At 74.0% G+C, this 4,346-nt stretch carries 2 protein-coding genes; both read left to right on the top strand.

Annotated elements, in window-relative coordinates; all coding sequences use genetic code 11:
- Nucleotides 1-894: phosphopantetheine-binding protein (locus G3I65_RS01440; protein WP_203612252.1), on the top strand; the 894-nt coding region annotated here is incomplete at its 5' end.
- Between the two features lie 61 nt (nucleotides 895-955).
- Nucleotides 956-4,346, top strand: a 3,391-nt coding sequence (locus G3I65_RS01435; RefSeq protein WP_160693976.1) for a type I polyketide synthase, incomplete at its 3' end; no start/stop codon positions are given.

The raw sequence follows: 4,346 nt of genomic DNA, 5'->3' as shown, positions 1-4,346 counted from the left end.
CCGGAGTTCGGCGGGCTCACCGGCGCCTGGTCGCTCGACGGCGAGCTGTTCGCCGAAGTGGCGTTGCCGACGCAGGCCGGGGGAGGGGCGGGCTACGGCGTCCACCCCGCGCTGCTGGACTCCGCGCTCCAGGCGGTCGCGTTGTTCCCCGCCGCGGCGGAGTCCGACGGCTGGCTGGCGTCGTCGTGGAGCGGGCTGGCCCTGCACACGGCCGGGGCACCGGCGTTGCGGGTCCGGCTGCGGGCCACCGGACCGGACTCGGTGTCGGTGGCGGCCACCGACACCGTGGGACGGCCGGTCTTCTCCGCCGAAAACGTCGTCCTCGGGGCGCTGCCGGCGGAGTACGTCCGGGCCCCGCACGCCGAGCCGGTCACGCGCACCGCTCCCGGGCTGGCGGCGCGCCTGGCCGAGCTGCCCGAGCCCGCCCGCGCGGAACTGGTGCTGGACCTGGTCCTCGACCACACCGCCGAGGTGCTCGGGCGGGACACGACGATCAACGGCGACAACGCTTTCAGCGAGCTGGGTTTCGAATCACTCACGGCGGTGGCGCTGCGCAACCGGCTCGCCGAGGCGACCGGGCTGAAGCTGCGCACCACCCTGGTCTTCGACTACCCGACCCCGGACGCGCTGGCCGCGCACCTGCTGGCCGCCCTGCAACCGTCCACTGAGGACTCCGACGTCCTCGCCGGCCTCGACCGGCTGGAGCAGGCGCTGTTCGCCGACGCGGGCGGCCCGCCGCTGCACGGCCGGGTCAAGGTCCGGTTGCGCGACCTGCTGTTCCGGCTGGACGGCGCGGACGACGCCGGCGGCCCCGAAGCCGGGGACGCGCCGCTCGACGCCGCGTCGGACGACGAAATCTTCGCACTGCTCGATCGAGAGCTCGACCTGTCCTGAGACGGGATCGGGCCGGCGCCGCCACCCCGGCGGCGCGGACAAGGCACGGAGTTGACGGCACATGTCGAACGAGGACAAGCTTCGCGACTACCTGAAGCTGGCCACCGCGGACCTGCGCCAGGCCAAGCAGCGGTTGCGGGACTTCGAGGCGCGGGAAACCGAGCCGATCGCGATCGTGGGCATGGGCTGCCGCTTCCCGGGCGGGATCGAGACGCCGGAAGCGTTGTGGCGGCTGGTGACCGACGGCGAGGACGTCATCGGTGAGCTGCCCGACGGCCGCGACTGGGACCTCGCGTCGCTCTACGACCCGGACCCGTCGCGGCCCGGCACGTTCTCCATGCGCGGCGGCGCGTTCCTGCACGACGCCGACCGGTTCGACGCCGGCTTCTTCGGCATCTCCCCGCGTGAAGCCCTCGCCATGGACCCGCAGCAGCGGCTGCTGCTGGAGACGTCGTGGGAGGCCCTCGAACGCGGCGGCATCGACCCGCGGACGCTGAAGGCGAGCCGCACCGGCGTGTTCGTCGGGGCCATGCAGCAGAACTACGTGCCGAGTTCGCACAAGGTGCCCGAGTCGGTCGAGGGGCACCTGCTCACCGGCACGATCACCAGCGTCGCCTCCGGCCGGATCGCGTACGTCCTCGGCCTGGAGGGGCCCGCGGTCACCGTCGACACCGCGTGCTCGTCGTCGCTGGTCGCCCTGCACTGGGCGGTGCAGGCGCTGCGCCGCGACGAGTGCTCGCTGGCGCTGGCCGGCGGCGTGACCGTGATGGCGACGCCGGGCATCCTCATCGAGCTCAGCCGGCAGCGAGCGCTTTCCCCGGACGGCCGGTGCAAGCCGTTCTCCGCCGACGCCGACGGGTTCGGCGCCGCCGAAGGCGCTGGGATGCTGGTGCTGGAACGGCTTTCCGACGCCCAGCGCAACGGGCACCCGGTGCTCGCGGTCGTGCGCGGCTCGGCGGTCAACTCCGACGGCGCGTCGAACGGGCTGAGCGCGCCGAACGGCCCGTCGCAGGAGCGCGTCATCCTCGACGCGCTCGCCAACGCCCGGGTGTCGGCGAGCCAGGTCGACCTGATGGAGGCGCACGGCACCGGGACGCCGCTCGGCGACCCGATCGAGGCGCAGGCCCTGCTGGAGACGTACGGGCGGGGCCGGTCGCCGGAACAGCCGCTGTGGCTGGGTTCGGTGAAGTCGAACATCGGGCACACGCAAGCCGCGGCGGGCGTCGCCGGTGTCATGAAGGCCGTGCTGGCGCTGCAGCACTCGACGTTGCCGAAGTCGCGGCACGCCGAGCGTCCGACGTCCGAAGTGGACTGGTCGGACGGCACGCTGCGGCTGCTGGCCGAGGACGTCGAGTGGCCCGAGCGCGACCACCCGCGCCGGGCGGCGGTGTCGTCCTTCGGCATCAGCGGCACGAACGCGCACGCGATCCTCGAAGCCGCACCGCCGGCCGAGGTTTCCGAACCGGCTCCGGTGCCCGCGGTCGTCCCGTGGGTCCTTTCCGGTCGCACGGCGGAAGCCCTGCGCGCGCAGGCGGCTCGGCTGTCCGATGTGGAGGGTTTCGCCGACGTCGGCCACTCGCTGGCCGTGACGCGGGCGCGGTTCGAGCACCGGGCCGTCGTCGTCGGGCGCGACCGGGACGAACTGCTCCGCGGGGTCGCCGCGGTCGCGTCCGGCGCGCCCGACGATTCCGTGGTCACCGGGGTGGCCGGGAAGTCCGGAAAGGTCGCGCTGGTGTTCCCGGGTCAGGGCTCGCAGTGGGCCGGGATGGCACTGGAGCTGGCTTCTTCGTCGCCGGTGTTCGCGGACCGCCTGGACGACTGCGCGGTCGCGTTGTCATCCTTTGTGGACTGGTCGTTGCGGGACGTGCTGGCCGACGTGGACGCGCTGGCCCGCGTCGACGTCGTGCAGCCCGCCTTGTGGGCGGTCATGGTTTCGCTGGCCGAGCTGTGGCGCTCCTACGGCGTCGTGCCGGACGCGGTGGTGGGTCACTCGCAGGGTGAGATCGCGGCTGCCGTGGTGTCCGGTGCGCTGTCCCTTGAGGACGGTGCTCGCGTGGTCGCGTTGCGCAGCAAGGCGATCCTGGCGCTGGCCGGGCGCGGCGGCATGGTGTCGGTGGCTGCCTCACGGGAGACCGTCGAGGCGCTGCTGACCGACGGCCTCTCGGTCGCGGCGGTGAACGGCCCCGCCGCGGTGGTCGTCTCGGGCGAACCCCGGGCCCTGGACGCGCTGATCGCGGCCTGCGAGACCGCGGGCGTCCGGGCCAAGCGGATCCCGGTGGACTACGCGTCGCACTCCGCGCAGGTCGAAGAGATCCGCGACGAACTCCTCGGCGTGCTCGCCCCGATCGCCCCGCGGACCGCCGAAACGGGCTTCTTCTCCACCGTGACCGGCGACTGGGCCGACGGCGCCGAGCTGGACGCGACGTACTGGTACACCAACCTCCGCGGCACCGTGCTGCTCGACGACGCCGTCCGCGCGCTGACCGAACGCGGCTTCGGGACGTTCATCGAGGCCTCGCCGCACCCCGTGCTGACCATGGCGATCGGCGAGACCGCGACCGCGCTGGGCACGCTGCGCCGCGGCGACGGCGGGCTCGCCCGGTTCCAGCTGGCGCTGGGCGAAGCGCACTGCGCCGGCGTCGAGGTCGACTGGACCCCGGCGTTCCCCGGTGCGGGCCGCGTCGCCCTGCCGACCTACGCCTTCCAGCGGGAAAGCTTCTGGCTGCACACCGAAGACGGCCACGGCGGCGGGGTCGCGCCCGCCGACGCGCGGTTCTGGGACGTCGTCGACCGCGCCGACCCGGCCGACCTCGCGGGCACCCTCGGCGTCTCCGTCGACACCCCGCTCGACGAAGTCCTCCCGGCACTGGCGAACTGGCGGCGGCGCCGGACCTTGGAGTCCACTGTGGACTCTTGGTGGTACGGCATCACCTGGAAGCCCGCCGACCTGCCCGCCGCGAAGCCGTCCGGCCGCTGGCTGGTCGTGCGTGGCGAAGACGGCTCCGGTCAGGACGTCGTCGACGCGCTCGCCCGCACCGCCGACGTCGAGACCCTCGTGCTCACCGACATCGGCCGGGCCGCACTGGCCGAGCGCCTCACCGGGCCGTTCGACGGCGTCGTCTCGCTGCTCGCAGCCGACGAACAGCCGCACCCGGAGTTCCCCGAGAGCCCGGCGGGGCTGATCCTGACGCTCGTCCTGGCCCAGGCCCTCGGCGACGCCGGGATCGGCGCGCCGTTGTGGGTGCTGACCCGCGGCGCGGTCCGCACCGGACCCGCCGACGAGCTGCCCGGCATCGAGCAGTCGCTGCTCTGGGGCCTCGGGCGCGTCCTCGCGCTGGAGCACGCCGACCGCTGGGGCGGCCTGGTCGACCTCACCGCGGCACCCAGCGCCGCCGAACTCGACCAGCTGGGCCGGATCCTGGCCGCCCGCGGCGACGAAGACCAGCTGGCCG

The sequence above is a fragment of the Amycolatopsis sp. SID8362 genome, from assembly GCF_010550475.1.
Lineage (GTDB): Bacteria > Actinomycetota > Actinomycetes > Mycobacteriales > Pseudonocardiaceae > Amycolatopsis > Amycolatopsis eburnea.
The sequence above is the reverse complement of the archived record's forward strand: the minus strand, read 5'-3'. Positions and strand labels throughout refer to the sequence as shown.